The organism is Vibrio sp. 10N.286.51.E5 (assembly GCF_041469125.1).
GTDB classification, from domain to species: domain Bacteria; phylum Pseudomonadota; class Gammaproteobacteria; order Enterobacterales; family Vibrionaceae; genus Vibrio; species Vibrio crassostreae_C.
In genome coordinates this window covers 54,350-81,258 of sequence record NZ_JBFRJZ010000009.1, presented here as the reverse complement: position 1 = coordinate 81,258, position 26,909 = coordinate 54,350, and the positions used below count along the sequence as shown (strand labels likewise).

The following is a 26,909-nucleotide window of genomic DNA, read 5'->3' as shown; positions in this document are numbered from 1 at the left end:
ACTTACCGTAATTAAACAACATTTAAGCCATAGGTAGATTTACAGTAATGATATTAATGACATTAATGACATCTTGTGTAGGTGGTGATCCTAAAGCAACCTGCTCTAACGCTTTATCGACTTGTTCAGTAAGTTCCGCGTTGTTCATAGCTTCAACGTGGACACGTAGGCTCTCTAGTGCAAATTGAATCAGTTCTAGGTTGTTGTCTTCTAGCGCCACATACAACGTCACTAACAGCTCTTCAGTGTTATCTTTGTTGCGAAGATCAGGTTTAGGCAGTGACTCGCTTTTACTTTTCGAATCGTGTGGTTTTACGTCTTGGCTTTCGAGCTCATCCGCTTTTACTTCATGGTATTGATAAAGCTTATTTGAATAGCGGAACAAGGCATCATCCAGTTCACGCTCGTCAATCGGCTTAGCAATAATATAATCCACACCTGCCCCCAACATACGCTCACGAGTCTCTTTAAAGACATCAGCCGTACAACCAAACACCAATACCGATGACACATCGCCTATCAAAGCACGAATAGCAGTGGTTGATTCAACGCCATCCATCACAGGCATATGGTTATCCATGAGCACCAAATCAAAGCGCTCAGCAACCACGGCTTGTATCGCAAGTTCACCGTTTTCGACGCTCTTACAGGTAAAGCCTTTACTGCTCATGAAGGCTTCAATGATCACCGTGTTAGTTCGGTTGTCCTCGACGATCAGTACCTTTAAGCCAGAGTAGTCCAACTTCTTATGTGGCAAACTCTCGATTTCTCCTGGCTGACATGGCTGAATCTTCAAGCGAACATCAAAACTCGTGCCTATCCCTTCTTCACTGGTGACGGTAATACTGCCATCCATCAACTGGGCAATTTTCTTCACAATCGCGAGGCCAAGGCCAGTACCGCCAAAACGCCTTGTGGTCGAAGACTCCGCTTGTTCAAACGGTTTAAAAATACGCTTCTGAGCTTCTTTAGAAATACCAATTCCGGTATCACGAACTCGAATGCTCAGATAGGTGTCACTCCCCTCTACAACTTCTTTCAGGTACACCTCAACAAAGCCTCTGGAGGTGAACTTCACCGCGTTGTTCAATAGATTAAACAAAATTTGGCGAAGGCGAGCTTTATCTGAGAAGTACCAACGACCCGAAGTCACCTCAGAGTACACTTTGAATTGAAGCCCTTTCTCGGAAGACAATGTGTAGTAAACACTGTTAATACTGCCGATGATCGAATCAAGCGGGAAACGCGTTTCATCAAGATCCAACCTGCCCTGCTCGATCTTCGAGAAGTCTAAGATCTCGTTGAGTAGAGTCATCATATGATCGCCGGACTCATACAAGCTCTTAAGATGCTTCTCTTGTTCAGAATTTAGAGGCGTTTTTAATAGGATTTGAGCGGTACCCAATACCCCATTCATCGGAGTGCGAATTTCATGTGACAAGGTCGCAAGGAAAGCGGTTTTTGCATTGGTGGATGCCTGAGCTTTAACCTTTTCCGCTTCGAGATAAATGGTCTTTTCGTTGAAGGTTTTAATCAAATGGCCGATTTCGTCATCACTCGAGTAATCCACATCAATGATTTCGCCGGCTTTCGAACTATCAACCTGTGCTGCAATCTTTGTGATTGGACTAATCAAATAACGGTTCAATAAGTAATACCCCGCCATGACACAAAGTAGCAATAGCGGAACAATACCGCCTTCAATGCTCATCACCTGACGAAACACTTCGTCTTCTACTCGTGATTTGGAGTTCACCACATCCACTTGCCAGCCGAAATCACCAAATTGATTGCTACTGATGTAAATGCCTTCAACGAGATTAAAGTTATGCGAAACCAACACTTGGTTAAGCTTATCTCTGAGCGTAATGCCAAGGTTGTATTCTTCTGCGTGGTTCTTGATAAAACCAAGCAGCTCTTCGAGCGAGAGATCCACCGTGGCAACACCGGCAAAAGTACCGTCGTAATAATAAGGGGAAGACGCCGTAATCATTCGAACGTGTGTGTATGGATCGATATACACATCGCTCCAAGAGATCGTGCCTTGTTTTTGGTTGACGACAGAGGTGTACCAATACTCTTCTTGATAAGGGGCATTTTGGGGGTTATTGTAAGAATATATCTGGTCGATTATTCCATCGTCGGCTTTATTAAAAAAGTAACTGTTGAGAAGCTTTTTAGAATCAAGCGCATAAGGTTCGGGCCAAATACCGGCACTGACAATCGTATCGTCGCTCGCCGCCAACATGGACTTAAAGAGCGGAATAACATCATCACCGTTACGATGCGCTTGAGCAAACCCAACGAGACTGTCTACGAAGCCTCGAGAACTACTGAGTGGCTCTGTAATCAATGCGGATAACAGTTGCGTACGCAAGTCGAGGTTTTGTTGTAATTTGGCGCGCACAGGGGATTCTACGACGTAATACGTCACACTACCGACAATGGCAATAAACATCGCAAGGTATAATCCAAGCGCTACCATGCTTTTTTTCTTTAAAGACGACCGTATCTGCATAATTCTTTTATTGTTTTCTTTTCTGTTAAACCTAGTGTTTATCATCCATGACATCAAGCCTTTTTAGATTGAAGCTTGATTGGCACAAGTTCATTGGTACTATAAGCGCAAATATGTTCCCTTTTACGGTACCTCACTTTGACTTTACAAGATATTCTTGCGCTTCCAGAGTTGGAAGGAAAGCTAATCACAGAACACAAAACAATGGGCTTTGTCACTGCAATGGCAGCGGCACCGAATGTGTTAACCCCGCATGAGTGGCTACCGTTCTTATGGGGTGGCGAAGAAGTCGCACCTTTTACGGATGGTGAACAGCTAGAAAGCTACATTGAAGTTATCATCGAGCTTTGGAATAAAACCCGCCCAGAACTGATTGAAGGGACTTGGGTTTGGCCTGAAGCTTGTCAATTAGACGACGAAGAAGTGGTGAACACTGCCGCTCGTGATTTTTGTGAAGGCTTGCTTCAAGGCTGGCAGATTGCTCGCGACGATTGGGAAACACTAATGCCTGAAGAGAGCGAAGATAACGCACTCGTTGGCGGTGTCCTGCTGTCACTGAGCATGCTTTACGATCCAGAAACGTCAATTGCTACGCTTGCAGAGCAAGGCATCGAAGGCCTAGAGCAGTTCGAAGAGATCTTTAACGCTGTTCCTGTGATGCTTTGCGGACTAACGCAGCGTGGCATTGCACTGGCTGAAGCTCAATAACAGTTAGCTTTATACAAGCCAAAAGGCCTCATTATGAGGCCTTTTTTAGTTTTCAGACGAAATAAAATAGTCGCTTTAGAAGCCTTTCCAATCGAAGTCATCAATTCGCTCATCAGCAATATAAAACAGCTTAGTGCCACTGCTGACCACTTGATCTAACTCTGGGTTGAGTTCAATACCGATCCCCGTATCAATGGCGATCAGAGTTGCTTGATACTTCTCTTTAAACACTGAGAAAATAGGCGCGACGGTGACAGACTCAGCGTCTTCAGGGAAATACGTTGAATACTGTGTCATGCCTCTTGTTGAGCTCAATAATTCTTGGTGAAGCGCACTGGAACCTGGGTCTACCGCAGCCTTTGCTAGCATCTCAGCACCCACCGCTGGAATACATTCTGAGTTAGGGCAATGCTTGTGTAACAAATCGCTCAGCGCTTCATCTTTAAAGTAAACAAGAAGGTGCGCTTTAGGGTTTCGATTGGCACAGTAAAGCGCCGCAGATAACGTAATGTCGTCTTCTGGGTTATCAATCAGGATGCAACTTGCAGACTCAATGCCCGTTTTCTCCATCTCTTTGCCATCGGTGTAGCTGTTTACTTTGACGAAATTGATTTCACCGGGTAACGGGTTCTCGATATCTGAACGCGTACATAGCACGATTGGTCGTTTACCCGTTTCTTCGTGTTGTAGCATGCGGATGAGATGAATGGTTCTTTGCTCATTCCACCCCAACATCAAAATGTGGTTGTCCACTCTAACTCTCCTTTTTCCTAGCAAGCCCGCTCGCCAATATTCAACACCTTCTGTCGCCACTTTACCGAGCAACGCGGCAAAAAGGCTCAACCCGCCTGGAATCACAAATAGAATAACGATCCACTGCCCCGCTACCGTGGTCGGTGATAAATCACCATAACCAACCGTAGAAGCCGTCACCACCAAGTAGTAAGCGAATACGGTAACCGAACTGGTTAAATCTGTTTCACCCGCCAAATACAGCATCGACCACGATAAAGCGATGTAGCCAAGAAAAGTGAACAGTAAGTTTTTGCCATTCAAAACAAAGATGTTTGCTTTGATCCAGCGTTTGAGTTGTAACCAGATTATCATTCGAGCCTCTAATCTTTTCCTCTTACTTACATGCTAGAAAAAATACGCGATATCAACAAGATGTATCATCAGAAAAAGATACATGACCACAAGATTGATATTGGCGGCCTATACGCAGATACAAAAAAACCAGCACTATTGGCTGGTTTTTTTATTGGTTAGATAAAAGAACGACTTACGCGTTACCTTTTACCTGCACATTTAACTGCTCTGCAAAATCTAGCATGCGGTTCAATGGAATAAGAGACTTCACGCGTAATTCGTCAGAAACGAAGATTTCGTGTTGCTCACCACCATTCTCAAGCGCGTTTTCAATCGCTTCAAGGCCGTTCATTGCCATCCAAGGACAGTGTGCGCAGCTACGACACGTTGCACCAACACCCGCTGTCGGCGCTTCAATCAGCTCTTTTTCAGGAACCAATTGCTGCATCTTGAAGAAGATGCCTTTGTCTGTCGCAACAATCATCTGTGGATGAGGCAGCTCTTTTGCTTTCTTGATCAGTTGGCTTGTTGAGCCTACAGCATCAGCCAGTTCAACCACGCTTGCTGGTGATTCTGGGTGAACCAAGATAGCCGCTTCTGGGTATACCGATTTCATTTTCTTCAAAGCATCAGCTGAGAACTCATCATGAACGATACACTCACCTTGCCAAAGCAACATGTCAGCGCCAGTTTGATTTGCGATGTAAGAACCTAGGTGACGGTCTGGCCCCCAAATAATGGGTTTGCCTTCAGCGTCTAGGCTTTCAACGATTTCTAAAGCGATGCTCGACGTAACTACCCAGTCTGCACGAGCTTTAACAGCTGCAGAGGTGTTCGCGTATACAACCACAGTGTGGTCAGGGTGAGCATCACAAAATTCTGTAAATTTGTCAGCTGGGCAGCCAAGATCAAGCGAACATTCAGCTTCAAGTGTTGGCATTAAAATGCGTTTTTCAGGAGTAAGAATCTTTGCAGACTCACCCATGAAACGAACACCAGCGATGATCAAAGTGCTTGCTGAGTGACGGTTACCGAACTTAGCCATCTCTAATGAATCGCCAACGAAACCACCAGTTTCTTCTGCCAGAGCCTGAATTTCAGGATCGGTGTAGTAGTGTGCAATTAGAACTGCATCTTTTTCTTGAAGTAGTTTTTTGATGTTTGCGATGTGGGCCTGTTTCTGAGCGTCGCTCAATGGAACTGGCTTAGGCGGAAACGGGTAAACTGTATCGATTTTATCTAGTATATGACTCATTGCTCTTGCTCTACGCAACTTCTTCCGAGAATCCGAGTATTCTACACAGGACAGCGATTGGGATCAAAAAGGATTGGTTGCAAGCGGTGACTAGCTAATGCTTAAAACGCATAAACAAGGCGATGTGTTGTCATCACTAGCAAGAGAAGTAAACACTAAACGGAAGTGAACAAGTATAAAAAAGAGGCGCCTAAGCACCCCTATTTTGGTTATAAGTGGGTTTTGGCCACTTTAGCCGAAGCACTGTTTGGGTGCTCGGTTACGACTTGTTGGTAATATTTCTTAGCTTGCGTCGCGTTGTTGTTGCGCGCTGCTATGTCACCAAGCTTAACCAGTGCATCTGCTCGCTTGTTTGAGTCTTTGTACGACACAACAGCAGCGAAGCTCTTCACGGCTTCTTTATCTTGCTTCTTAGCGAAATAAAGCTGACCTAACCAGTAATGTGAGTTAGGTGTGAAGGTAGAATCTGGGAAGTCTTTTTGAAACTTTTGGAATGCAGCGATAGCACCCGTGTAGTCTCGTTGCTTTAGAATCATATCTACAGCATTTTGATAAGCAGTTTGCTCATCCACATCAGTACTGAACGTACCAGAAGCGTCTTTAGAGCCTTCGCTCGCCGCCACTGCTACCGTTGCTGTTCCTGCTGCTTTCACCTCGCCTCTTACGCGATCCAGTTCAATGAACAGTTCACGCTGACGCTCTAGCATTTGCTTCATATCGTAGCTGTTTCGTTCCAGCTCACCACGAAGTTCACTGATCTCCAGTGCCATGTCGTCGATTTGCTGTTGCATTTGAAGCTGAACGAGATTGCGATTTTGAAGCAGGCGCTCTAAACGCTCAATATCTGATTCGTTAGATGCTGATCGAGAGGAAGATGATGAATTGGTTGCGGTGCTATTGAGATCGGATACTGGAGCTGGTGCAGCAAACGCGGTGTTCGCTGCACTTGCCAGTAACGAAAGCAAAATGACTCGCTTTGTGTTACTGAACATGAGGCAATTCCTCAATTATATAGTCTACTAAAATTAGTAAACTAGTACTGCGCGACGGTTTTTAGCGTACACATCTTCAGATTGACCTAGAAGAAGTGGCTTCTCTTCACCGTAGCTTACGATAGAGATTTGGTCAGCTTGAACACCTAGAGCTTGTAGGTATTTCGCTACAGCTTGTGCACGACGCTCGCCAAGTGCGATGTTGTACTCAGGAGTACCGCGCTCATCAGCGTGACCTTCGATAGTAACGTTCATGTCAACGTTCTTAACTAGGTATGCTGCGTGAGCTGCTAGCATTTCTTCGTAATCGCCAGCGATAGTAGAGTTATCGAATGCGAAGTAGATTGTTTGAGTTTCACGTAGCGCTTGCTCTTTAAGCTCTTGCTCAGACAGTTGACCGTTAGCGTCAATTGGCGTTACAACAGTTGTGTCTACATTGCCTTCTGAACCTGAAGTTGTTTGGTTGCTTTCAGTACCAGATGTTGCAGATGTTGCTTCATCAGTTGAGCTACATGCCGTTACTGCCATCACTGGTAGTGCAATCATCAAGCCTTTAAGAACTTTGTTAAGTTGCATCTTTTTTTCCTTACGTTATCAAACTTAGTTTCTACAGCGACTAAGAGTGCTATAGATAGTTAAATGCCACAATAGTTAACACTATCAATAGCTAAAAGAATATGTAATTTTCCCTAGAGGAACGGTGACCATGCAGGCGCTCTTACGCGTCCGTTAGTTGCCGGTAATCTAGCTTTAAAACGTCCATCGATAGAAACCATCGATAGTACATTTGTTTTGTTGTAAATAGAGCTATAGATAACCATACCTCCATTCGGTGCAATACTTGGAGACTCATCTAACAATGTTTTTGTTAGTACCTGAACCGCACCGGTTTCCAAATCTTGCTTAGCCAAGTTAAAACCTGAGTTGCTGCGATTCACCATGATCATGAATCGACCATCGGGAGTGATCTGGCCACCTAAGTTTTGGCTACCTTGCCAAGTAATACGAGAAGTCGAATTATTGGACAAATTTACATTATAAATCTGTGGTTTGCCACCACGATCCGATGTGAAAATAAGAGACTTGCCATCTGGGTGCCAGAATGGTTCAGTATTATTCGAACGGCCGCGGGTAATTTGAGTCAGCTTACGGCTAGCAAGGTCAAGTGTGTACACCTGAAGGCTGCCCGTTTTCGACAATACCAATGCCAATGTTTTACCATCTGGCGAGAATCTTGGCGCACCATTGTGACGAGGGTATGACGTCACTTTCTCACGTTCACCCGTGTAAATATTCATGATGAATATTTCAGCTTGGCCATTCTGGAAGCTCACATAAGCTAGCTTTTTGCCGTCTGGTGACCATGCTGGAGACATGAGAGGCTGCTTAGAACGAAGTACTAAACGCTCGTTAAAGCCATCGTAGTCAGCAACACGAAGTTGATACGGGTACTTGTCTTTATCGTTCACTACCACGTAAGAGATACGAGTTAAGAACGCGCCTTTCTCACCAGTTAGCTCTTCATACACTAGGTCTGAGATACGGTGTGCGTACTCTCTCAAGCGATTACCAGGAACCGTAGCCTTCTTATTGAATAGAACGTGATCTTTAGAAAGCACTAATTGGCCTTCATCACTCAGCGCACGACTTTGTCCTTTGGTCAGTTGACCACGAACAATGTCGATCAATTGGTAATTCACCACATACTGCCCTTCGGCATTTTTAGTGATACTACCGGTAAGCAATGAGTCAACACCTAGGTTAGTCCAAGCATCAAAGTTAACCTCAGTTTCGCTGTAAGGCGTTTGAGGCATTTTGCTTGTCGCAACTGGGCTGAATTTACCACTGCGCTGTAAGTCAGAAGCGATAACCGCTGATACATCGTGTGGCAATGGCTCTGAGCCTTCCCAACGGAAAGGTACAATAGCGATAGGTCTTGCAGAGTTAATACCGTCTGTAATAACCAGCTCCAGCGCTGCATGTGCAAACTGGCTGCTTGTAGCTATTAAGAAAACAAAACTCAGTAATAGTTTCTTTAACACAAGTTCGTCCTTTTACTCTGGTGATACAGTTAAGTTAATGTCTTTCAGTGAGTTCACAATGTCTGGGTCTTTAGGCAACGGGTAAGATTGTACTTGTGCCACCGCACGCTTGGTTGCTGCACATAAACGGCTATCGCCATCTAAGATACTCAAACTACCCAATATCGCGTTAGAGCCCGTTGGAATCAGCTTAAGGTTCACTCGACATGAGCGTCCTAGATAGCTGTCTTCTAACAACAGGTTCTGTTGAATCAGTTGGGTATAGATAGCCCCGTAACGTTGCGCTTCATCAGTGATAAATTGTTGTCTTGCTGAAGAGTTTTGAGTCGCTTCCGTTTCAAGCCCAGCAAAGATATCGTTCAATGCGGCTTCTTGTTGTTTACGCTCTTTTTCTGCTTTTGCTGCAGCTTCTTTTGCCTTACGGGCTTTCTCTGCTGCGGCTGCCGCTTCTTTCTCTTTCGCTATGCGTTGCTTTTCCGCGAGTTCAGCGGCTTCTTTCTCTTTACGAGCTTTGTCTGCTGCCTCTTTCGCTGCTTTTTCTTTTGCCACGCGTTCTTGTTCAGCTTTTGCGATTGCCGCTTCTTTGGCTTTACGCTCGTTCTCGGCTTTCACTAACGCAGCTTCTTTTAGCTTACGGTCAGCTTCGGCTTTAGCGGCTTTCTTTTGCTCTTGCTGTAAACGCGCTTCTTCAGCTTTGCGTTGTTTCTCTTTCTCAACTCGACGCTTTTCAGCTTCACGAGTTGCTTTAGCTTCTTTCGCTTGCTGTTCTTTTAGCTTGCGAATATTTTCTTCTTCAGCTTTACGATTCTTTTCAAGTCGTTCGCTTTCACGTCTTAGTTTGTCAAGACGCTCTTGCTCTTTCTTGCTTGCCGCTTCTCTTTGTTGACGAATCTGTTGAGCTTGCTGGCGAACCAACTGAGGATCAATCACCACTGCTTGAACCATCTGCCCTGTAGGCTTTGGCTCTGACATCGTGAAATCCGCCCCCCAAATGAGCGCAACGAATAAAATGACGTGCAGCCCAAGAGAAATAAGAAGCGGTGATCTGAAATTATTGGATTTTTTATTATTCGCTTTCATGAATGCTACGGAGCTATTCCCTTATATCCGTTAAAAGGCCAACCTTTGGCACACCTGCACGGCTTAATTCATCAAGTAATAAAACCACTTCAGCGTATGGCGTTGCGGCATCACCACCAACCGCCACTGGAGAGTTTGGCTTCAGAGACAACTCGGCTTTCACACGGACGATAATATCTTCCATTGATAAGCCACGCTGTACTTCTTCGTCATTAACGCTCAAGCCAAGTTCACCGTCTTTGTTCACTTCAACGATGATGAAACTTGCATTGTCGTCACCCAGTAGGTCTTGTGCCGATTTAGCCGTTGAAGCCTGAGGCAATTCAACGTCAACGCCTTGAGTAACAAACGGCGAAGTCACCATAAAAATGATCAGCAAAACAAGCATAACGTCGATGTAAGGTACAACGTTAATCTCTGCTGTCATTTTGCGTTTTTTAGGTTGGTATCCAGCCATCTATTATTCCCTGCCAGCCATCGCTTGACGGTGAAGAATACTGTGAAACTCTTCAGAGAAAGTCGCGTAGTTGTGTTCTAGCTTGCCTACTCGGCTGCTGAAGCGGTTGTACGCCATTACCGCTGGAATCGCAGCGAATAGACCCATTGCTGTTGCGATCAGTGCTTCTGCAATACCAGGAGCAACCATTGCGAGCGTCGCTTGCTTCACTTCACCTAATGCGATGAATGAGTGCATGATGCCCCAAACCGTACCAAATAGGCCGATGTATGGGCTGATAGAGCCAACGGTCGCCAAGAAAGGTAAGTTAGTTTCTAGTTCATCAACCTCACGAGCAACGGCAACGCGCATCGCACGGCCAGTGCCTTCCATAATGAAGTCAGGTGATGTTGCATTCGATTTACGAAGGCGAGCGAACTCAGTAAAGCCTGCGTAGAAAATTTCTTCAGTACCAGAAAGCTCGTCTTTGCGTTTGTTGCTCTCTTGGTACAGTTTTGCAAGATCAACGCCTGACCAAAATTTGTCTTCAAACACTTCTGTTTGTTTAGAAGCTTGAGATAACACTTTACTTCTTTTTATGATCATCGCCCAAGAAACAACAGACATGCCCATAAGAGTCAGCATGACCATCTTAACTAGTAAACTAGCTTCTAAAATTAGGCCTAAGATTGAGATTTCAGCAGTCACTATTCGTTAGCTCCGTGAGAATAAATGTTGGCATTGCTTTGGGTTTCATTTTTTGATTATCGATACATGCTACCTTAACCATTGCTTTACACAATGCCTTGCCATCAGGATTTACGATCTCTTGACAGAAGACCAAGGTAGCTCGCTTCAACTCGTAAATATTTGTAATGACTTGTAAAGAATCATCAAGACGCGCGCCTTGAATAAAATCAATGTCCATATGTCGGACTACAAAACCGATGTTTTGTTCTAACAATACTTGCTGAGAAACGCCAATTGAGCGCAACATCTCAGTTCGAGCGCGTTCGAAAAACTTAAGATAGTTTGAATGGTATACAACGCCACCCGCATCGGTGTCTTCGTAATACACAGTCACTGGCCACGTAAATAGCTTAGATAATCCCTGCAATTTGCTACCACAATCCAAAACGATAAAGATCTCACTATAACCTAACTCCTTATCATTAATAGTATATCGCTGTGAATTTTTTGATTTGAGAGACGAAAAAAAAGGCCATCTGTATAAGATGACCTCTTTTTGGCTAAAAACCCAACAAGTATAAAGGCTCACGTTGTTATGAACCTAAATCCTTTGCCTTTTATAGAAGGCGCAGCACCGTTAGGTAGAGCAAAATTGTGAGTGAAACATATGGGCTAAACAGTAGCTGCCACATCCAAGCTCTTGGCTTAAATCCGATACCGTAAACCATGCTTGAGCATACTGCCCAAATAAACATTGGTCCGATGATCGCGTTAAAGCCACCGATGCTTGTCGCATACGCTTCAGGATCCCACATCACTAAACCCACATGCATGAAACCCAATACTAGGGCTAAGGCTCTAAGCAGAGTCTTATCCATTGGTTGATGCAGCTTAGCGATTTGCTCTGCGAGATTACTCACTGTCTTTGTCCATCATTTCTGAATGCTCTAGCCATAGAGCATTGATGATGCCGAATGCACATGCTAGAAGTACACCCAAAATCCATGCGAAATACCACATAAAATTTCTCCTAAGTTATTTAACTTCTAGCTTAGTAAGCTGAAACGTCGTTATCTTCGATGTGTTTCTTATCTAGACGACCGAACATTTTGTAGTATGTCCAAGTTGTGTAGCCAAGAATCACAGGAACCATTACCGCCGCAACGACAGTCATAAGACCAAGCGTTAGCTCACTCGCTGTTGAATCCCACATAGTCAAGCTTTGGTTAGGGTTCAGGCTTGATGGCATTACGAATGGGAACATTGCAAAACCAGCCGTTAGAATAACACCAGCGTTCGATAGGCTTGAGAACAAGAATGCGAAACCACCACGCTCAAAGCGAGATGCAATCACAGCAAGCAGTGGCATTGCTACACCAAGGATCGGTGCAGCCCACATTGCTGGATAAGTTTCGAAGTTTGTCATCCAAGCACCCACTTGAAGTGATACTTCTTTGTTTAGTGGGTTTGAGTCAGCAAACGTATCGATAGTGCTCGTAATTACATAGCCTTCGATAGATTGAACCCAGAAACCACCAATAACGAATAGAGCAATAGCAATTAGGCCAGTGATCTGAGCAACGTTACGAGCACGAGCGTGCAGCGCTTCTGTTGTCTTCATTTGAAGCCATGTTGCACCTTGCATCACGAACAACATCAGAGCCAACACACCACAAAGCAATGCAAATGGGTTAAGCAGAGCGAAGAACGTACCATGGTACTTAGACATCATAAATTCGTTCAGTTCAAATGGAACACCTTGTAGTAGGTTACCAAATGCCACACCGAAAATGATTGGTGGTACTGCGCCACTAAAGCAAAGTGCGTAGTCCCAAGTTTTGCGCCATTTTGGATCTTCGATCTTTGAACGGTAGTCAAGAGCAAGTGGACGTAACCAAAGTGCAGCTAGCGTTACGTACATTGCGAAGTAAAAACCAGAGAAAGACGTCGCGTAAACCAGTGGCCATGCAGCAAACAATGCACCACCCGCAGTGATAAGCCAAACTTGGTTACCATCCCAGTGAGGGGCAATCGTGTTTAGCATAATACGACGTTCAGTGTCGCTCTTACCGATAACAGGTGACAGAGCGGCAACACCCATATCAAAGCCATCAGTTACGGCGAAACCAACCAGTAGAACACCGATCAATACCCACCAAATAAGTCGTAAGCTTTCGTAATCAAACATAATATTCCCTCACTTATACTTCAACTGAACGGCTAACTTTGTCTTCAACAGAGTTATCGTTTTGTTCGAAGTGGTAACGGCCTGTCTTCAAGCTACTTGGACCTTTACGTGCGAATTTCAGCATTAGGTAAACTTCAGCAATCAAGAACACTGTGTAAAGTGCCAGGATAGCGAATAGAGAAGTCCAAAGCTGTTCAATAGTCAGTGCTGATGCAGCAACGTTAACCGGTAGGATTTCACCAACCGCCCATGGTTGACGACCAAACTCAGCAACGAACCAACCTGCTTCAATCGCAATCCAAGGAAGTGGGATTGAGAATAGCGCAGCTTTAAGTACCCATGGTTTCTGTTCGATTTTCTGACGACACGTTTGAACAAACGCAGCACCGAATACAAACAGCATGATGAAGCCACAAGCAACCATCAGACGGAATGACCAGAATAGAGGCCAAACTGTTGGGATAGAATCATCCGCAGCCATTTGGATTTGGTCTTCAGTTGCATCAACAACGTCGTCTGTGTAGCGCTTAAGAAGCAAGCCGTAACCTAGGTCACCTTTCACTTCGTCGAACGCAGCCATGTTTTCTTCAGACTTATCGCCTGCACGTAGCTTTTCAAGCAGCTCGTACGCGTACATACCAGTACGGATACGATCAACGTGGTCATCACGTAGGTCACGTAGGCCCGTTACTTCAGTATCAAGCGAACGCGTTGCGATAATACCCATTACGTAAGGAATTTTAATTGCGTAGTCAGTATTCATTGTCTCTTGGTTCGGAATACCAAAAACAGTAAATGCTGCTGGTGCTTCTTCAGTGTGCCATTCCGCTTCTACAGCAGCGAGCTTCACTTTTTGAACTTCACCAAGCTCGTAACCAGATTCATCACCTAGTACGATTACTGACAAGATCGCCGCCATACCGAAAGACGCTGCAATCGCGAAAGAACGACGAGCAAAGGCAAGGTCACGACCTTTAAGAATGTAGTATGAGCTGATACCAAGGATGAACATTGCACCCGTTGTGTAACCAGACGCTACTGTGTGTACGAATTTAACTTGTGCTACTGGGTTTAGTACAACTTCAGCGAAGCTCACCATTTCCATACGCATAGTTTCAAAGTTAAATTCCGCACCCACTGGGTTTTGCATCCAGCCGTTTGCTACCAAGATCCAAAGCGCAGAGAAGTTAGAGCCAAGTGCTACTAACCAAGTTACCGCTAAGTGCTGACGCTTTGACAGTCTGTCCCAACCGAAGAAGAATAGGCCAACAAAAGTAGACTCTAGGAAGAATGCAACAAGCGCTTCGATAGCTAGCGGAGCACCAAAAATGTCGCCAACATAGTGAGAATAGTAAGACCAGTTAGTACCAAACTGGAACTCCATGGTTAAGCCTGTCGCTACACCAAGAGCAAAGTTAATACCAAACAATTTACCCCAGAACTTGGTCATGTCCTTGTAAATTTGCTTGCCAGTCATTACATAAACTGACTCCATAATGGCAAGTAGAAATGCCATACCTAAAGTCAGTGGAACAAATAGGAAGTGATACATCGCTGTAAATGCAAACTGCAATCGCGACAGATCAACAACATCAATCATGGTAACTCCTTTGTGTCGGCTGAATGACACTTGTGTGATTATTCACCGCAAAAATCCATGTTAAAACAATTTATGCAATTGTTATTACAAGTTGAAATTTGTAGCAAAAACGTACCGTTATAGTTAGATTATTGTTAAGCATGAGCTAATATAGCTGGCGCTAATATTACTGGTAAAATCAGTATGTTTCAAAAGGTTTATGGGAGAACCCTGCGTTGATTTGTATCAAATTTATTCGAGCAAATTAGAGTTATTTTTGTACAATTATGATTAAAATCACACCAATTATGCTTGTCTTAATAACAGCGCATGATATCTGTGACAAATGCTCAGCACCGCCTCAACATCCGAATTACAACTACCTATAAAGTATTAACAAAAAATATGACAACTTATTTCATTTCCTGTTATCTAAATCAAACCTGAAATCAAAGTTTCCATTTTTGAAGCTCCCTTTTCGATCTTTTTATCGACTCGCTCAAAGAGTTGTTATTCAGTAAAAAGCAAAAAAAACCAGCGCTTATGCAACTGGGATCTTTAAAAATGAATAATTTAACGATTGGAGGGTTTATCTATTCCAAAGTGTAAATACGCTCTGTCGGTCGCGATTCGACCTCTTGGCGTCCTTTGTAGGTAACCTTGTTGAATCAAGTAAGGTTCTAACACATCTTCAATAGTGTCTCTCTCTTCACCAATCGCGGCAGCCATGTTGTCGATACCTACCGGACCACCACCAAACTTCTCCATAATCGCCAGCAGAAGCTTTCTATCCATGTAGTCGAAACCTTTAGCATCGACATCCAACATGTTTAGCGCTTTGTCAGCAACCTCCGGACAAATATGCCCGTCGCCTTTTACTTCCGCATAATCACGAACACGGCGCAGTAGACGGTTAGCAATACGTGGCGTACCACGAGCTCGGCGAGCAACTTCTAGCGCCCCTTCGGACTCCATAGAAAGACCAAGGCAATCTGCACTGCGCTGAACGATGTTTTGTAGATCTTCAACCTTGTAGTACTCAAGACGCTGAGTAATACCAAAACGGTCACGTAACGGCGATGTCAGTGAGCCAGCACGAGTGGTTGCGCCAATCAAAGTAAAAGGAGGAAGGTCAATCTTGATAGAGCGTGCCGCTGGGCCTTCACCAATCATGATATCTAATTGGTAGTCTTCCATTGCAGGGTACAACACCTCTTCAACCACAGGGCTTAAACGGTGAATCTCATCAATGAACAGGACATCATTTTCTTCGAGATTGGTCAGTAACGCCGCTAGGTCGCCTGCTTTTTCTAGAACAGGGCCTGAAGTCGTACGAATGTTGACATCCATCTCATTGGCAACAATGTTCGCCAACGTGGTTTTACCCAAGCCTGGAGGGCCAAATATCAACAGATGGTCGAGCGCCTCGTTACGCAGTTGTGCCGCTTTGATGAAAATCTCCATCTGGCCACGAACGTGATCCTGACCTTGATAGTCAGCCAGTGCTTTAGGGCGTATTGCACGATCAATGACATCTTCATCTTTGAATACTGGGTTATCCGGTGCAATAAGGCGATCGGCTTCAATCATAAATTCTGCTATTCCTAACTATGCTCTTGTTGACTCTGCGCTTCTTGACTCTGTGTAAAGGCAAAGTGAATGAGTCTATTTTGTCGAACACGTATATTGGGTATTAAACCATCGATTTCAGAGCTTCGCGAATCAACTGTTCACTGGTCATGCCATCTTTAGCCACTTGAGAAACCACCTTGGAAGCTTGAGTCGGCTTGTAGCCTAATGCAAGTAGCGCACTTACCGCTTCTTCTTCCGCGTCGTGAACGGTTGGCATAGAATCAATCGGAGCTGCATCTGTCGCTGGAGTAAACAAGTCACCCGCGCCCCACCCTTTCAGGCGGTCTTTCATTTCAACAACCAGACGTTCAGCGGTTTTCTTACCCACACCCGGAAGTTTAACCAGCGTCGAGATGTCTTCACGTTCAACACTTTGAACAAACTGGCTAGCCGTCATGCCTGAAAGAATGCCAAGGCCTAGCTTAGGGCCCACACCGTTCGCTTTGATCACTTCACGGAACAGCGCACGCTCTTTAACCGTGTTAAAACCATAAAGTAGCTGCGCATCTTCACGTACAACAAAGTGCGTGTAGATGATTGCCTCTTCGCCCACGTTTGGTAATTCGTAAAAACAGCTCATTGGCATTTGAACTTCATAGCCAACGCCACTCACTTCGATTAGTAATTCTGGTGGCTGTTTTTCTATTAATGTACCGCGTAGACGTCCGATCACAATTCACTCTCTTGATGGAATATAATTTGAGGGACAGAATATAAAAGAACTGGATGCTTATCCAGTTCTTTGTGTTTATTAGGATGATTTATTTAAGCTTGCTTAGCTTGGGAAACCACGCTGTTTAAGCTTTCGACCAGTTCTTTTACTGAGGTGACATGCCCGGTCAGTTCAGAACCATAATTAGCGACTAAACTTGACACGGATTTGGTTTCTGCAACGCTCTGCGCCACTTCTGAACTGGCGAGATCGAGTTCTTTCAATGAGCTCATCTGCATCGCCATAATATTGGTGAGCTGATTAACATCGGTCGAGATGGTTTGCACCTCAGAGATAATGCCGTTCATTTCATTGGCCGTAGTTTCAATGATGGCTCTGCCATGTTCCACTTCTTCTTTACTTCGGTCTAATAAGGTTCGAATTTCTATCGCGGAATGGCTGCTTTTCGCCGATAGCTCTCTCACTTGGTCTGCAACTACCGCAAAACCTCGTCCTTGCTCACCGGCACGAGCCGCTTCTATAGCTGCATTGAGTGCTAATAGGTTGGTTTGCTCGGCAACCGAGGTAATCAAATCAGCGACTTTCATGATTTCTTGATTACTTTGAATGATCTGGCTGATTGCACTGGTTGAGGCTTCTAGTGATTCTGAGCTCTTTTGCGCTTTCATTCCGACCGCTTCGCTGCGCTCTTTTAGCTCACCCACAAATGAATTAGATTCTTCGATGCCTTGAGTCATTTGATGCAGTTGTTGGCTCATCTGTTCTGCTGCACTCGCCTGAGATTCGCAATTGATGTTCAACACTTCAACTTGAGCATGCAGGTCTTGAGACTGCTGATCTAAATGGACAGATACGCCCTGTAAGCTTTCAGAGTTTGAGTTAGCTTGGTCTAGGACAATAGAAAGTCGACCTTCACTTTGCGTCGCTTGATTGGCAATCTGTTGGCTTTCCGAGATCACATCTTCTGCCATTTCAATCGCCACCTCTTTTTGCTTAGCGGTAAACGCTTGAGCAATGCAAATCACCACCAGCGGCATGATCACACCAGACCATGTTTCAACCACCACCGCTTCCGGAGTAAGTACTAACTGCGGAAATTCAAAGCCATCAAGATGAGCTGAAGTCATCACCAAAGAAACGCCAATCACTAACCCACTCCATACAAGGGCGACAATTCGAGTTCCCGACAAGAAAAAAGCGACCACTAACAAAGGCACCCAATAAGCCTGTGTTGACGCCACCACACCACCGCTTTGGTAGATGATGTTCAACGCGTGTACTGCCATCCCGACAAAACCAAAGCTAAGTGCAAGGCTGGGTTTACTGGTAACACGCAACAGCAGTGCGGAGATCAGTTCAAACACGATAAGGAATACAGATGTGGTGATCAGAAGTTGCTCTTCGTGCTTTGTCCATTTAATTAAGCTGTAGACACCCACAAAGAAGGCGATAAAGGTAAAGAGTAATATGATATCGGCTTGTCTGACTTGGTTGTTACTCCACCCATTACTTTTGGGTAGAAACAACGCGCGCCACAGCTTGATAGGGTTCATCAGTGATCATCCTTGATTAACTTGTTAGACCTCTGATTAATGTTAATGACATGTTAAATGATGCGCAATGTTATTATTTGGTTTGTGTTCGAAAGATCTCATTTCATCAAGGATTTAGGGGCGTATTGTTTTGAACTGAGCCAAACGAGGCGTAAGGCTCATGTAATGCAAGCTATTAGAAAATAGAGGGATGGGATTAACGGTAGCGCCCTTTTCTCGCGCCTGTTGCTTTACCCGCAAGCGCTATCAAAGTTTTATTGGTGTTGGCGTGAGTGATCGCTACGCCTAGAGCATCGGCAGCATCGGCCTGTGGTTTAGCGGGTAACTTAAGCATGCTCATCACCATGTTCTGAACCATCGACTTATCTGCACCACCATTACCCGTCACCGCTTGCTTAATTAAACGAGCCGCGTATTCATGAACAGGCAAATCCGCATTTACAGCCGCTACGATCGCGCTGCCCCTAGCTTGCCCAAGCTTAAGCGCTGAGTCTGCATTCTTCGCCATGAAGACCTGCTCTATCGCAAACACATCCGGTTGGAACTGAGTAATAATTTCGCTCACACCTGCATAGATCTGCTTGAGTCGACCCGGCAACTCTTTTTCTGAGGTGCGAATGCAACCACTCCCTAAGTAATATAGGTGGCGGCCATTTTGACGAATAACACCGTAACCGGTAATGCGTGAGCCAGGGTCAACCCCTAAGATAATAGACATAACTTCAAATACTGATTATTTATACATGCTTTATGAGCTTAGTATATCGAACGCAAAAAAAAATGCCCGTCAAATTAACGGGCATTTTATTGTTCTACTACAAAATTTAGCTCTATCGAAAACTCAAAGCTTCAGTAGAAAGTTAGGCTAATCGCTTGATTAGTCTTCTTTCTTCGCTAGTTTAACTGCGATTGCTAGCTCTTCCAGTGATGCTGGGTTCGCTAGGCTTGGCGCGTCTGTCAGTAGACATGCTGCAGCTGTTGTTTTCGGAAATGCGATAACGTCACGGATGTTCTCAGTACCACAAAGCAGCATTGCTAGACGGTCAAGACCGAATGCTAGACCAGCGTGCGGTGGCGTGCCGTACTTAAGCGCTTCAAGTAGGAAGCCGAACTTCTCTTGTTGCTCTTGTGCTTCGATACCTAGGATACCAAATACCGCTGTTTGCATTTCTGCGTTGTGGATACGTACAGAACCGCCGCCTACTTCGTAGCCGTTGATTACCATGTCGTATGCATCAGAATTTGCTGCTGCTGGGTTCGCTTTTAGCTCTTCCGCGTTCACACCTAGTGGTGATGTGAATGGGTGGTGCATTGCGTGTAGGTTACCTTCGCCGTCTTCTTCGAACATTGGGAAGTCAACAACCCACAGTGGAGCCCATGCAGATGTGTCTGTTAGCTCTAGATCCGTACCTAGTTTAAGACGAAGTGCGCCCATTGCTTCAGCAACGATGCCCGCTTTGTCTGCGCCGAACAGAATGATATCGCCAGATTCAGCTTGAGTACGATCTAGAATACCGTTGATTACGTCTTCGCTTAGGAATTTAGCAACTGGAGATTGAATACCTTCCATGCCTGCAGCACGGTCGTTAACCTTCATCCAAGCTAGGCCTTTCGCGCCGTAGATGTTTACATGTTCAGCGTAGCCGTCGATTTGCTTACGAGTTAGCTTAGCACCACCTGGAACACGGATAACTGCTACGCGACCTTTTTCGTCGTTAGCTGGGCCAGAGAATACCTTGAATTCAACATCTTTAACCAAGTCAGCAACGTCAACTAGCTCTAGTGGGTTACGTAGATCTGGCTTATCAGAACCGAAACGACGAATCGCTTCAGAGAAAGGCATTACTGGGAATTGACCTAGTTCAACATCTAGAAGTTCTTTCCACATATCGTGAACAAGCTTCTCAGTCACGTTACGTACTTCTTGAGAAGTCATGAAAGATGTTTCGATATCGATTTGAGTAAATTCAGGCTGACGGTCAGCACGTAAATCTTCATCACGGAAACATTTAACGATTTGGTAGTAACGGTCAAAACCAGACATCATCAGCAGTTGCTTGAAAAGCTGAGGAGATTGAGGAAGTGCGTAGAAGCTACCTTTGTGAACACGGCTTGGTACTAGGTAGTCACGAGCACCTTCTGGTGTCGCTTTCGTTAGTACTGGCGTTTCGATGTCTAGGAATAAGTTCTCATCTAGGAAACGACGAACGAAGCTAGAAGCACGTGCACGAAGCTTAATACGGTCGCTCATTTCTGGACGACGAAGATCGATGTAACGGTACTTAAGACGCTGCTCTTCAGAGTTCGTTTGGTTGAAGTCTAGTGGAAGCGCTTCTGAACGGTTAATGATCTCTAGACCCGTCGCGTAAAGTTCTACTTCACCAGTAGCCATGTCTTTATTTACTTGGCTGTCCGGACGAACTCGTACTTCACCAGTAAACTTGATACAGAATTCATTACGCAGTTGGTTAGCGATCGGGAAGATATCTTTCATATCTGGATCGACAACAACCTGAACGATGCCTTCACGATCACGCATATCAATAAAGATAAGACCGCCTAAATCACGGCGACGGTTTACCCAGCCGCACAATTCTACAGTTTGTCCCGCCAGGGACTTGTTCAGGTTACCACAGTAATGGGTACGCATAATGAATTTCCCAATCTCTTAATTATTTACTAATTTCCAAGCTGTCAGTGGTCATTCCACACAACAGAGCAAAGGAACATTTATACGCGGAAACTCGCTTAAAATCGACCTTCCACATTCGAATTTATTGTGTTTTATCTGGCTTTGCTGCTTTTTAGCCCATCAAGTGCGCAAAGATTCATCAAAACCGAAAAAATTGCGATAATTATATCTCGAAAGTACCTTAATCAGCAAAACTCTCGTAAAGTAGATTTTCGTTTCAACCCAAAAACTTTTTGTAATGACTGATGGCGTGATGGATAACGGTGTAATAGATGGATAATCGTGTAATAACAACAGAAACTTTACCTCTAAGACTTGGATTAACTATGTGGTCTCATTCTGAGTGGCAAAGTCAGTTCTACGGTAAAGGCACCAAGCCTGCCGAACGCTTGGAAAAATACACCCAAGTTTTCCATACCGTTGAGGGCAACACCACCTTTTACGCTACGCCAAGTATGTCTACCGTTCACAATTGGAAAGCCGCCAGTCACGATGATTTCAAGTTCACCTTCAAATTGCCCAAATTCATCACCCACCAGCAACAACTGAGACACTGCCAAGCCGAACTCAAAGAGTTCTTGATGACGATGTCGCCACTGCATGACCGTATTGGTCAATGGACGATTCAGCTGCCGCACAGTTTTGAGCCCAGCATGCTGCCTGCCCTACAAAAGTTTTGCACCTTATTCCCAAAAGATATGTAGCTTGGCGTCGAAGTTCGACACTTAGGTTTCTTTGATAAGGGCGATGCGGAAAAACGCTTCAACCAATGGCTGGTTGAGGAAGGCATCAATCGCATCATTATGGACAGCCGCCCCGTTTTCTCTGCGCCACCCACCACAGAAGCGGTGATCGATGCGCATCAGAAAAAACCGCGTGTTCCTGTTCATGCAATTGCTACCGCCAATAACCCGATGATTCGATTTATTGGTCACCCAGACCAAGAACCTAATATTGAGTTTTTTAAGCCTTGGTTTGCCAAAATCCCAAACTGGCTTAATGAAGGCAAGCAGCCCTATTTAATGATCCACACCCCAGACAATAACCACGCACCTGAACTTGCGATTGCTATTTATAAGAGGCTACAAAAGCAAGTCTCTGAAAATACATCATTATTACTGCCCGAACTGGCTCAGTTTCCAGCTCAAAAAGGCAATCACCAAATCTCGATGTTTTAACCTCTCACTTGTAAGTAGCTTCGAACCTTGAGCTAAATCTCAGTTTTCGTGACAGTGGCGTTTTTTTTACGTAAAATACGCCCCCTTTTATTTGGTACGAATTTTGTGCCAATTACGCTGACTGTCGAGAGAAAATGCTATGAGCAACACAGACAATATCTTTTCCGCTCCTATTGATAAAATTGGAGACTTCACCTTTGATGCAAGGGTTGCTGAAGTATTTCCGGATATGATTCAACGTTCGGTGCCTGGCTATAGCAATATCATCTCTGCAATCGGCATGCTGGCTGAGCGCTTTGTAAAGCCACACTCAAATATTTACGACCTTGGCTGCTCGCTTGGTGCTGCGACACTTTCTATGCGTCGTCACATTCAGCAAGAAGGCTGCACGATTTTCGCGATCGATAATTCAGAAGCCATGGTTGAGCGCTGCAAATTGCACGTTAATGCTTACCGCAGTGACACACCGGTAGAAGTGATTGAAGCCGACATCCGTGAAGTGGAAATCAAAGACGCTTCTGTTGTGGTGCTTAACTTTACGCTGCAATTTCTTTCTCCAGACGATCGATACGCTCTGCTTGAGAAAATTCATGCTGGCCTGCGCCCAGGCGGGATCTTAATCCTGTCAGAAAAATACGTATTCGAAGATGAAAGCTCAAATGAACTGCTTATCGACCTGCACCATGATTTCAAACGTGCTAACGGGTACAGCGAGCTAGAAGTAAGTCAGAAACGTAGCGCAATTGAAAACGTGATGCGCCCGGATTCGATCCCTGTTCACAGAGAGCGATTTGATAAGATTGGCTTCTCAAGCAGCGAAGTCTGGTTCCAATGTTTCAACTTTGGTTCAATGTTCGCGATAAAGTAAACATTTTAGATTACGTAACCGTCGCGACACCGTTAGCACGTACTAAAATGTCATCCTCAAGAGCGAGGAACAAACGAATTGGGGATCTCTTATCAAACACGATAAACGAGATTCCCTAGCATGTTTGTCCACACTCTTAATGGAGTGACAAATTTAATTTCTACACCACCAACTCAGTGAAAACCTATGTTTAATTTTGCCAATTTTTATCAACTTATTGCCCAAGATACTCGCCTTCAGCCGTGGCTAAATGTCCTGCCACAGCAACTGACCGATTGGCAAAATGCAGAGCACGGTGACTTTGACCGCTGGCTACGTGCACTAAACAAGATTCCACAAGACGTGCCAGATCAAGTTGACCTGAAAAATTCAGTGACGATTGGTAGTTCTACGCCATACCACACAGGCGAACTGAAAAAGCTAGAAAGCTTATTGAAGACTTTCCACCCGTGGAGAAAAGGTCCTTATACGGTTCACGACATCCATATCGATACAGAGTGGCGCAGTGACTGGAAATGGGATCGTGTGCTTCCACATATATCTCCATTAAAAAACCGTTCGGTTCTCGATGTAGGTTGTGGCAATGGTTACCACATGTGGCGCATGCTGGGTGAAGGTGCTCGCTTAACGGTTGGTATCGATCCTTCCCACCTATTCTTGGTTCAGTTTGAAGCAATTCGTAAGTTGATGGGCGATGACCAACGAGCTCACCTATTACCTCTAGGTATTGAGCAGCTCCCAAAGCTAGAAGCCTACGACACGGTATTCAGCATGGGCGTGCTTTACCATCGTCGTTCACCACTGGACCACTTGATTCAACTGAAAGACCAATTGGTGTCTGGCGGTGAACTGGTTCTTGAAACCTTGGTGATTGAAGGCGATGAGAACGCAGTATTAGTTCCGGTTGACCGTTACGCGCAAATGAGAAACGTCTACTTCTTCCCTTCAGCTCGCGCACTGAAACGCTGGCTAGAACAAGTTGGTTTTGAAGACGTACGAATCGTTGACGAAAATGTCACGACAATTGGTGAACAACGCACCACAGAATGGATGACACACAACTCTCTTCCAGATTACCTCGATCCGAACGATCCAAGTAAAACGGTTGAAGGTCACCCTGCACCGAGACGTGCGATTCTGGTAGCAACAAAGCCATAGATTTACTGCACACAAAGCAGTGGCATATTGAGTAAATAAAGCACAAGCCTATTAAGGCAGAAAAACAATTGCTTGCATGGTCAAAAAGCCACTGTTAATTTCGCGGTGAACCTTGCTTCCTTAGCTTAAGAATTGAACAAAAATTGACTTGTGTTTAATAAGTGAGCTATTCCAAATAGCAATAATTGGCGTAGCGCTCACATTGCGATTCAATATGACCAGACTCTTACAATAGGATGCTTCACGCATCCTTTTTTGTGGGCTAAACTTCTAAATAGTCTGAACTATTCTCTAATTCTCAAAGGTTTTTTTATGTTTAAGCGATTATCGCCTATTGTGGCGGTTGGTTTGCTCTCTGGTTGTACTCTTACAAATGGTGCTACCTACCACCAAGAAACTCTCGACGCTATTTCCCGCTCAGAGACAAACATCGCAAATAAGGTTCAAAATCTTGAACTGCAACTAAGCAATCAAAGTGACTATATTGAAAGCTTAGAAGACGAAATTACTACCCTTTCTAGTCAATTAGATACCCATCTAACGAGCATGGAACACAAGGTTATTGAAGAGCTAGAGGAAGAGGAACCGGTCGCTATTGCCGTTGCTCCTATCGCTCCTATATCACAACCGACTATCCTTGGCGGCATCGAAAAAGTGTTTATCGACTCTATCAAGCAAAGCTTTGATGCTCGTGTTGATACAGGTGCAACCACCTCTTCTTTAAACGCTGTCGATATCAAAGAATTCGAACGTAACGGCAAGAACTGGGTTAAATTTCACCTAGACGACAAAGCCCAAGCGGAAGAAGACCAGAAATGGATTGAAGCGCCTGTTGTACGTTATGTAAAAATCCGTCAATCAACCAATGATCAGGCAGAACGTCGAGCTGTGATCGAATTATGGGTGAAAGTTGGAAAAATCCATGAAAAAGCGCAATTTACATTGGCGGATCGCTCTCAAATGAGTCACCCTGTACTATTAGGGCGCGAATTTATCAAAGACATAGCGCTAGTAGATGTAAGTAAAAAGTACGTACAAACGGAAGTTAAATAACAATAGTAGGGTAAGCTATGACGTCAAGAATTCCATTTTATATCTCTATATTCCTGCTTATTGTGGCAGGTATAACACTGAGTATGTTCAGACATACGACCTACGGTGTACCTTGGACTCCAGGGGAAACCAGACAGGTTTGGGACGTTGAAGCTCGCATCGAGTTCAACGCAGTAGGCAAAGAAGCAAAAGTTTCCTTAGCGGCTCCTCATACTCAGTCTAACTACACACTTATCGGCGAATCGGCTTCATCGCCAGGTTATGGTATCTCTTACTTGAATACCGAATCAGGTCGCCGCGCAGAGTGGTCTATTCGATACGCAGATGGCCCTCAAACTATCTACTACAAAACACAATTCCTAGTCGACAACCAAGCAAAAGTTGATGCTATACCGCCAGAAGGCGAAGTCGCACAGCCAAGCTTCGACGGCCCTGAAGAAGCCGCTTCTTTTGCATTGATTGATAGAGCGACAAAGCGTTCTGCAGACAACCTCACTTTTACCCGTGAGCTCATCAAAACACTTAACGATCCAGACAGCCAAAACTCAGCGCTTATTCTGAATAACATGACTAAAGTGGAAGCGACACACAAGCTACTTTCAGCAGCAAACATTCACAATAAAGTGGTTGGTGTTATCGAGCTAGAAGATGGACGTCGTCGTCAATCTATCCAGCAAATGAACCAGATCTGGGATAACGACCAATGGGTTTTATTCTCTCCTGAATCAAGCGAACAGCAAGTTCAGCCAAACCTGCTAATTTGGGATGAATCAAATGTATCTCTATTAGACGTGGTTGGCGGTCAGAACAGTAAAGTTCACTTCTCGATGATTGCTCAGGAGGTGACTCCCACTGAAGCAACCAACAGTAAAGTCTCTGCGGATCAACTGTTAAACCTTTCCATTCATAGTCTGCCGCTAGAAGAGCAAGCGATGTTTAAAACCATCATGCTGATTCCTATCGGTGCTCTGATTGTTGTGTTCCTACGTGTCATCATCGGTCTGAAAACGTCTGGTACGTTCATGCCTGTACTGATTGCGGTAGCCTTTGTACAAACACAATTGGTAACGGGTATTGTCGGCTTCCTACTTATCGTAGGTACAGGTCTTATTATTCGAAGTTACTTATCCAAGCTCAACTTACTGCTGGTCGCCAGGATATCCGCCGTAATCATCACGGTAATCATGATTATTTCTGTATTCACTGTGGTCGCGTTTAAAGTGGGTCTGACTGAAGGTCTATCCATTACGTTCTTCCCAATGATTATCCTATCTTGGACTATCGAACGTATGTCTATCCTATGGGAAGAAGAAGGCGCGAAGGAAGTAATGCTGCAAGGTGGTGGTTCTCTATTCACTGCGGTTCTTGTTTACTTAGGCATGACTAACCCGTTCATTCAGCACTTAACGTTTAACTTTATTGGTTTACAACTTGTTATTCTAGCGACCATCTTGCTACTAGGTAACTACACAGGATACCGTCTAACCGAGCTTCGTCGCTTTAAACCGCTAGCGGAGGACTAAGT

The 26,909-nt window shown here is 44.6% G+C and carries 24 protein-coding genes and 1 pseudogene; 6 read left to right on the top strand and 19 right to left on the bottom strand.

What is annotated here, in order from left to right:
- Positions 1-22: 22 nt before the first annotated feature.
- Positions 23-2,485 (bottom strand): ATP-binding protein, encoded by a 2,463-nt coding sequence (locus tag AB4161_RS02535; RefSeq protein ID WP_372082710.1) that lies wholly within the window; start codon positions 2,483-2,485, stop codon positions 23-25.
- Positions 2,486-2,656: 171 nt separating this feature from the next.
- Between AB4161_RS02535 and AB4161_RS02530 the strand changes: the two genes are divergently transcribed.
- Complete coding sequence (locus AB4161_RS02530) at positions 2,657-3,226, top strand: UPF0149 family protein (RefSeq protein ID WP_017062064.1); 570 nt, start codon at positions 2,657-2,659, stop codon at positions 3,224-3,226.
- 75 nt (positions 3,227-3,301) lie between these two features.
- On the opposite strand, the gene AB4161_RS02525 is transcribed toward AB4161_RS02530, so the two are convergent.
- The 18 genes from AB4161_RS02525 to aspS form a co-directional block, all read right to left on the bottom strand.
- Positions 3,302-4,333: a potassium channel family protein gene (locus AB4161_RS02525; RefSeq protein ID WP_137001126.1), complete on the bottom strand. Its 1,032-nt coding sequence runs from the start codon at positions 4,331-4,333 to the stop codon at positions 3,302-3,304.
- A 175-nt stretch (positions 4,334-4,508) separates the two neighbouring features.
- On the bottom strand, positions 4,509-5,570 hold the full coding sequence (nadA, locus tag AB4161_RS02520) for a quinolinate synthase NadA (RefSeq protein ID WP_136973580.1): 1,062 nt from the start codon (positions 5,568-5,570) through the stop codon (positions 4,509-4,511).
- A gap of 209 nt (positions 5,571-5,779) precedes the next feature.
- Entirely contained in the window at positions 5,780-6,562 is a 783-nt protein-coding gene (gene ybgF, locus AB4161_RS02515) for a tol-pal system protein YbgF (protein WP_017072257.1), read from the bottom strand.
- A gap of 33 nt (positions 6,563-6,595) precedes the next feature.
- Entirely contained in the window at positions 6,596-7,138 is a 543-nt protein-coding gene (gene pal / locus AB4161_RS02510; protein ID WP_017062069.1) for a peptidoglycan-associated lipoprotein Pal, read from the bottom strand.
- 113 nt (positions 7,139-7,251) lie between these two features.
- Complete coding sequence (gene tolB, locus AB4161_RS02505) at positions 7,252-8,604, bottom strand: Tol-Pal system beta propeller repeat protein TolB (protein ID WP_017062070.1); 1,353 nt, start codon at positions 8,602-8,604, stop codon at positions 7,252-7,254.
- A 12-nt stretch (positions 8,605-8,616) separates the two neighbouring features.
- On the bottom strand, positions 8,617-9,684 hold the full coding sequence (tolA, locus tag AB4161_RS02500; RefSeq protein WP_137001127.1) for a cell envelope integrity protein TolA: 1,068 nt from the start codon (positions 9,682-9,684) through the stop codon (positions 8,617-8,619).
- A 13-nt stretch (positions 9,685-9,697) separates the two neighbouring features.
- On the bottom strand, positions 9,698-10,141 hold the full coding sequence (gene tolR, locus AB4161_RS02495; RefSeq protein WP_017062072.1) for a protein TolR: 444 nt from the start codon (positions 10,139-10,141) through the stop codon (positions 9,698-9,700).
- Positions 10,142-10,144: 3 nt separating this feature from the next.
- On the bottom strand, positions 10,145-10,828 hold the full coding sequence (gene tolQ, locus AB4161_RS02490; RefSeq protein WP_017062073.1) for a protein TolQ: 684 nt from the start codon (positions 10,826-10,828) through the stop codon (positions 10,145-10,147).
- Complete coding sequence (gene ybgC / locus AB4161_RS02485) at positions 10,818-11,255, bottom strand: tol-pal system-associated acyl-CoA thioesterase (RefSeq protein WP_017062074.1); 438 nt, start codon at positions 11,253-11,255, stop codon at positions 10,818-10,820. The genes tolQ and ybgC overlap by 11 nt, the downstream gene beginning before the upstream one ends.
- Before the next feature lie 172 nt (positions 11,256-11,427).
- Positions 11,428-11,730 carry a cyd operon protein YbgE gene (ybgE, locus tag AB4161_RS02480; protein ID WP_017062075.1) on the bottom strand — a complete coding sequence of 101 codons (303 nt, stop codon included), beginning with the start codon at positions 11,728-11,730 and terminating at the stop codon, positions 11,428-11,430.
- Positions 11,723-11,830: a cytochrome bd-I oxidase subunit CydX gene (gene cydX, locus AB4161_RS02475; protein WP_000270284.1), complete on the bottom strand. Its 108-nt coding sequence runs from the start codon at positions 11,828-11,830 to the stop codon at positions 11,723-11,725. Before cydX ends, ybgE begins: the two co-directional genes overlap by 8 nt.
- 31 nt (positions 11,831-11,861) lie before the next feature.
- Positions 11,862-12,998 carry a cytochrome d ubiquinol oxidase subunit II gene (gene cydB / locus AB4161_RS02470; protein WP_017062076.1) on the bottom strand — a complete coding sequence of 379 codons (1,137 nt, stop codon included), beginning with the start codon at positions 12,996-12,998 and terminating at the stop codon, positions 11,862-11,864.
- Positions 12,999-13,011: 13 nt separating this feature from the next.
- Positions 13,012-14,598, bottom strand: a complete 1,587-nt coding sequence (gene cydA / locus AB4161_RS02465; protein ID WP_017062077.1) for a cytochrome ubiquinol oxidase subunit I — start codon at positions 14,596-14,598, stop codon at positions 13,012-13,014.
- A 552-nt stretch (positions 14,599-15,150) separates the two neighbouring features.
- Complete coding sequence (ruvB, locus tag AB4161_RS02460; protein WP_017062078.1) at positions 15,151-16,167, bottom strand: Holliday junction branch migration DNA helicase RuvB; 1,017 nt, start codon at positions 16,165-16,167, stop codon at positions 15,151-15,153.
- Positions 16,168-16,270: 103 nt separating this feature from the next.
- Complete coding sequence (ruvA, locus tag AB4161_RS02455; RefSeq protein WP_017062079.1) at positions 16,271-16,882, bottom strand: Holliday junction branch migration protein RuvA; 612 nt, start codon at positions 16,880-16,882, stop codon at positions 16,271-16,273.
- A gap of 92 nt (positions 16,883-16,974) precedes the next feature.
- Positions 16,975-18,435, bottom strand: a complete 1,461-nt coding sequence (locus tag AB4161_RS02450; protein WP_137001128.1) for a methyl-accepting chemotaxis protein — start codon at positions 18,433-18,435, stop codon at positions 16,975-16,977.
- Positions 18,436-18,631: 196 nt separating this feature from the next.
- The gene (ruvC, locus tag AB4161_RS02445) at positions 18,632-19,153 is read right to left on the bottom strand and encodes a crossover junction endodeoxyribonuclease RuvC (RefSeq protein WP_137001129.1); all 522 of its coding nucleotides are present in this window, start codon (positions 19,151-19,153) and stop codon (positions 18,632-18,634) included.
- A gap of 159 nt (positions 19,154-19,312) precedes the next feature.
- Positions 19,313-21,085, bottom strand: coding sequence for an aspartate--tRNA ligase (gene aspS, locus AB4161_RS02440; protein ID WP_065585130.1), 1,773 nt, complete (start codon positions 21,083-21,085; stop codon positions 19,313-19,315).
- A gap of 314 nt (positions 21,086-21,399) precedes the next feature.
- On the opposite strand from aspS, the pseudogene AB4161_RS02435 reads away from it, so the two are divergent.
- The 5 genes and pseudogenes from AB4161_RS02435 (at position 21,400) to AB4161_RS02415 (ending at position 26,907) form a co-directional block, all read left to right on the top strand.
- A pseudogene (locus AB4161_RS02435) lies at positions 21,400-22,305 on the top strand (DUF72 domain-containing protein).
- 139 nt (positions 22,306-22,444) lie between these two features.
- Positions 22,445-23,173, top strand: a complete 729-nt coding sequence (cmoA, locus tag AB4161_RS02430; RefSeq protein ID WP_017062083.1) for a carboxy-S-adenosyl-L-methionine synthase CmoA — start codon at positions 22,445-22,447, stop codon at positions 23,171-23,173.
- A gap of 186 nt (positions 23,174-23,359) precedes the next feature.
- Positions 23,360-24,331, top strand: coding sequence for a tRNA 5-methoxyuridine(34)/uridine 5-oxyacetic acid(34) synthase CmoB (gene cmoB, locus AB4161_RS02425; protein WP_017062084.1), 972 nt, complete (start codon positions 23,360-23,362; stop codon positions 24,329-24,331).
- A gap of 312 nt (positions 24,332-24,643) precedes the next feature.
- The gene (locus AB4161_RS02420; protein ID WP_372082708.1) at positions 24,644-25,384 is read left to right on the top strand and encodes an ATP-dependent zinc protease; all 741 of its coding nucleotides are present in this window, start codon (positions 24,644-24,646) and stop codon (positions 25,382-25,384) included.
- Positions 25,385-25,401: 17 nt separating this feature from the next.
- The gene (locus AB4161_RS02415; RefSeq protein ID WP_029235671.1) at positions 25,402-26,907 is read left to right on the top strand and encodes an inactive transglutaminase family protein; all 1,506 of its coding nucleotides are present in this window, start codon (positions 25,402-25,404) and stop codon (positions 26,905-26,907) included.
- Positions 26,908-26,909: the final 2 nt, after the last annotated feature.

What these genes read in the sequence shown, in the direction of transcription:
- AB4161_RS02535 (WP_372082710.1), bottom strand. Translation starts at nt 2,485, where the DNA reads ATGGTAGCGCTTGGATTATACCTTGCGATGTTTATTGCCATTGTCGGT.
- AB4161_RS02525 (WP_137001126.1), bottom strand. Translation starts at nt 4,333, where the DNA reads ATGATAATCTGGTTACAACTCAAACGCTGGATCAAAGCAAACATCTTT.
- nadA (WP_136973580.1), bottom strand. Translation starts at nt 5,570, where the DNA reads ATGAGTCATATACTAGATAAAATCGATACAGTTTACCCGTTTCCGCCT.
- ybgF (WP_017072257.1), bottom strand. Translation starts at nt 6,562, where the DNA reads ATGTTCAGTAACACAAAGCGAGTCATTTTGCTTTCGTTACTGGCAAGT.
- pal (WP_017062069.1), bottom strand. Translation starts at nt 7,138, where the DNA reads ATGCAACTTAACAAAGTTCTTAAAGGCTTGATGATTGCACTACCAGTG.
- tolA (WP_137001127.1), bottom strand. Translation starts at nt 9,684, where the DNA reads ATGAAAGCGAATAATAAAAAATCCAATAATTTCAGATCACCGCTTCTT.
- tolR (WP_017062072.1), bottom strand. Translation starts at nt 10,141, where the DNA reads ATGGCTGGATACCAACCTAAAAAACGCAAAATGACAGCAGAGATTAAC.
- cydX (WP_000270284.1), bottom strand. Translation starts at nt 11,830, where the DNA reads ATGTGGTATTTCGCATGGATTTTGGGTGTACTTCTAGCATGTGCATTC.
- cydB (WP_017062076.1), bottom strand. Translation starts at nt 12,998, where the DNA reads ATGTTTGATTACGAAAGCTTACGACTTATTTGGTGGGTATTGATCGGT.
- cydA (WP_017062077.1), bottom strand. Translation starts at nt 14,598, where the DNA reads ATGATTGATGTTGTTGATCTGTCGCGATTGCAGTTTGCATTTACAGCG.
- ruvB (WP_017062078.1), bottom strand. Translation starts at nt 16,167, where the DNA reads ATGATTGAAGCCGATCGCCTTATTGCACCGGATAACCCAGTATTCAAA.
- AB4161_RS02450 (WP_137001128.1), bottom strand. Translation starts at nt 18,435, where the DNA reads ATGAACCCTATCAAGCTGTGGCGCGCGTTGTTTCTACCCAAAAGTAAT.
- ruvC (WP_137001129.1), bottom strand. Translation starts at nt 19,153, where the DNA reads ATGTCTATTATCTTAGGGGTTGACCCTGGCTCACGCATTACCGGTTAC.
- aspS (WP_065585130.1), bottom strand. Translation starts at nt 21,085, where the DNA reads ATGCGTACCCATTACTGTGGTAACCTGAACAAGTCCCTGGCGGGACAA.
- cmoA (WP_017062083.1), top strand. Translation starts at nt 22,445, where the DNA reads ATGAGCAACACAGACAATATCTTTTCCGCTCCTATTGATAAAATTGGA.
- cmoB (WP_017062084.1), top strand. Translation starts at nt 23,360, where the DNA reads ATGTTTAATTTTGCCAATTTTTATCAACTTATTGCCCAAGATACTCGC.
- AB4161_RS02420 (WP_372082708.1), top strand. Translation starts at nt 24,644, where the DNA reads ATGTTTAAGCGATTATCGCCTATTGTGGCGGTTGGTTTGCTCTCTGGT.
- AB4161_RS02415 (WP_029235671.1), top strand. Translation starts at nt 25,402, where the DNA reads ATGACGTCAAGAATTCCATTTTATATCTCTATATTCCTGCTTATTGTG.